General features: G+C 36.8%; 4 protein-coding genes. 1 reads left to right on the top strand and 3 read right to left on the bottom strand.

Annotated elements, in window-relative coordinates; genetic code table 11:
* Positions 1–541: PepSY domain-containing protein (locus QZ334_RS07745; protein ID WP_295233387.1), on the bottom strand; the 541-nt coding region annotated here is incomplete at its 3' end.
* Between the two features lie 158 nt (positions 542–699).
* Here QZ334_RS07745 and fliB point away from each other — a divergent pair.
* Positions 700–1,602, top strand: coding sequence for a flagellin lysine-N-methylase (gene fliB / locus QZ334_RS07740; RefSeq protein WP_295233384.1), 903 nt, complete (start codon positions 700–702; stop codon positions 1,600–1,602).
* 76 nt (positions 1,603–1,678) lie between these two features.
* Here fliB and QZ334_RS07735 read toward each other — a convergent pair whose 3' ends face one another.
* Positions 1,679–2,287 (bottom strand): hypothetical protein, encoded by a 609-nt coding sequence (locus QZ334_RS07735; RefSeq protein ID WP_287515472.1) that lies wholly within the window; start codon positions 2,285–2,287, stop codon positions 1,679–1,681.
* Positions 2,288–2,435: 148 nt separating this feature from the next.
* Positions 2,436–2,955 (bottom strand): hypothetical protein (locus QZ334_RS07730; protein ID WP_295233380.1); only part of this gene is annotated, 520 nt, incomplete at its 5' end.

Raw genomic sequence — 2,955 nt, 5'->3', positions numbered from 1 at the left:
ATAAAGTACCATTCATAGCATCAATTCGTACATCTACCTCTTTGTCGCCTTCTGTACCGAAGCTAACTTTGTATACTATTTTACCTTTATCATACTGTACAGACCACTCATTAAGGCTTGTCGCTTTGCCTTGTGTTTGAGCATACGCAAAATTAACTACTGCTGCTGGCGGTAAGATTTCACGAGGATCAAAGGATTTTTTCTTTAACGATTTATGGAAGTCGCCTTCACGTTTTTCAAAGATTTGATTTGTTGCATAGATATAAGTAAGCTCATACTTGCCACTTTCATCAAAACCTTCTACATCATATCTAATTTGACCACCATCTGCATCAAAAGCGATTTCAGTGATAGCTGCATTTGGATGATTCTGAATAAATGCATTTAATAAACCATTGGCACCTACAATCGCTGCATGGTTTCCATCAACAACGGCAACAGTTGGTTCTACCGCTACTAAATGGGCTGCACTTGCATTTGGCATACCAAACACTGCTGCCAAGGCTAATACAAGGCTACCTTTTACAAATAAGGATTTCATAGGCTCCTCCATCTCTCAAACAGGACCATAGTGTGTATATATACAATTATACACTAAATCGATACGATTTATTAATCTTTATTTATAATATTAATGCATAGACAACTCCCCTATGATACAATGCACGTAGAATATTTTTTACTACAAGTGAGACGATTATGATTTCATTATATCCTACCATATATCACACATTTCAATGCAAAGCAGATCGATGTGAAAATACATGTTGTCAACTTTGGACCATCGATATCGACGAGACTATTGCTGAACGCTATCACACCATGACAGGCCCTCTTGGTGAAAGCTTACGCCAAGCTATCACTGTCGATGATGAGGGCAGCCATTTCGTATTTTCTAAGGAACAACCAATGTGTCCATTGCTCAACGAACAAGGACTATGTAAGGTTGTGCTCGAACTCGGAGAAGAAGGCTTATGCGATACGTGCCATATGCACCCGCGTTTTTATAAATATATTGAAGATCTCGAACTATGTGGGGTTGGTCTATCCTGCGAAGCATCGGTTGAACTACTCGCAGAGGATACTCAATCTGATCAGGTAATCTTTACCATTGAAGACGATGATAGCGAGTTTAGTCCTAACGAGCGTTTAACTATTCAGAATATATTTGAACTATTAGCCCTTGATATAGATTCATCATACTTTCAATACAGCCCAAATCCTGATGTACAGTATTATGCGAAACTGTTAGATTTATACGGTACAACAGAGCCTATCGATGAAGAATGGACTGTACAAATTAATACATTATCTCATGACATAGAAAAACTTATTACCGCTGTACAAAGCTATATAGCAAATCACGATATGGGGCTATTCAACAAGGTGTTCCAATACATCTTATATCGTCAAATCGATATGCTAGCAGACTATTCTTTGGAATCTATCCTCTCCTACGCAAGAGATGGTGTAGAATACATACTAATCACAAGTGCTATAGAGGGTTCACCGCTTAAACAAGTCGCAAGATGGTCCCAACAAATCGAATACGATGAAGACAATGTAGAACTACTATTACAACATTATGATTCTCTTCAATAATGATAAACTACTTTTACTAAAATTTCATTCAAAGCAATAAAAACCTCCTAGTATAAAACTAGGAGGTTTTATGTATTTACGCAAAGAGTATGCGCATAATCCAGTTATATAAAAGGTTAATAATATATAGAACTATATATACAGCGCCTACAGTGATAGGCTCTACTTTCATAATCCGAGATAAAAGCATGACGGCTACGTAGATAACGGCACCAACATAGGCTAATGCTAAGGGAACTAATAGAATCATTAAAAATGGCGTAATATAAATGCAAATAATAGATACCAAAATTAATGATAGCCCAAGTGCGCCTGTATAGCCCTCCACATAGGCAGTACCCATTAATACTTGCTTAAAATCAAACTCACGTTCTAAAAGAACGCTCAGTAATTTCCAAAGTATGAAGCTACCTACAAACCAATAGATTCCAAGGCCTAAAATCTCTCTCAATATAGAAAATATGCCATATACAGCCGGTATAAAGCCAAATAAAAAACCTCCAAAGGTCATGGCTAGCGGTAATAATACAATACCTAAGGCAAAGCCTAAAATATGAGTGGCACACCAACCGGCAAGGCCAGCTTTAATACCCTTTTCAAGGGTACCAAACCAGAAGATTTCATCGATTCCCTTCTTCGGTGAACGCACCAGCAGGGATATTTCTCGTAAAAATGTCGTATCCATAACTAACTCCGCTCTCAACTATACTATAAAATTAATTATATCATAAATTTCCAAATTTAAATTATGTATAATTAATTTTAATATAAATTAAAACAAAGAAATACCGCAAGACTTTCATCTTGCGGTTATACTACATTACAGTCTTATATTATTTAACTAGGGTATGTACAAATCGGATCCATTGAGGCAATACTGATACGGATAGCAACGCCACAATAAACATAATAATATATGTTTTTACGATACCTAGTTCCACATAGCGGCGCATGAGCTGGGCCCCAATAAAGACAGCATAATACTGACTAAACATGGTTACAAGATAGGCCATATCCCCTACATATTTCGGCATAGATAGATAAAATAATATAAGCCCCACTATATGGATCAACACTAATACTACGGTACGCAGTGCATTCGTATAAGCTAAGCCATAGATATAGTTACGCATTACGCCTCTATAGGTACCAGTGCCACCTAGTAACACTAGTAATCGCCATATAACAAAGCCACCTATGATAATTTGAAAAATTAAAAAGGATACATTTGCCAAAGCACTAACTAGATCAAAATGTGTGAGCCCAGTCATGCGTTTTATGCCTAATAAGGGCGACACAGCTTTCACTATGAACGGCAAAGCATAAGTCATCACATATAATACAATTATAGAT

The organism is Veillonella sp. (genome assembly GCF_019414865.1).
GTDB lineage: Bacteria > Bacillota > Negativicutes > Veillonellales > Veillonellaceae > Veillonella.
The sequence above is the reverse complement of the archived record's forward strand: the minus strand, read 5'-3'. Positions and strand labels throughout refer to the sequence as shown.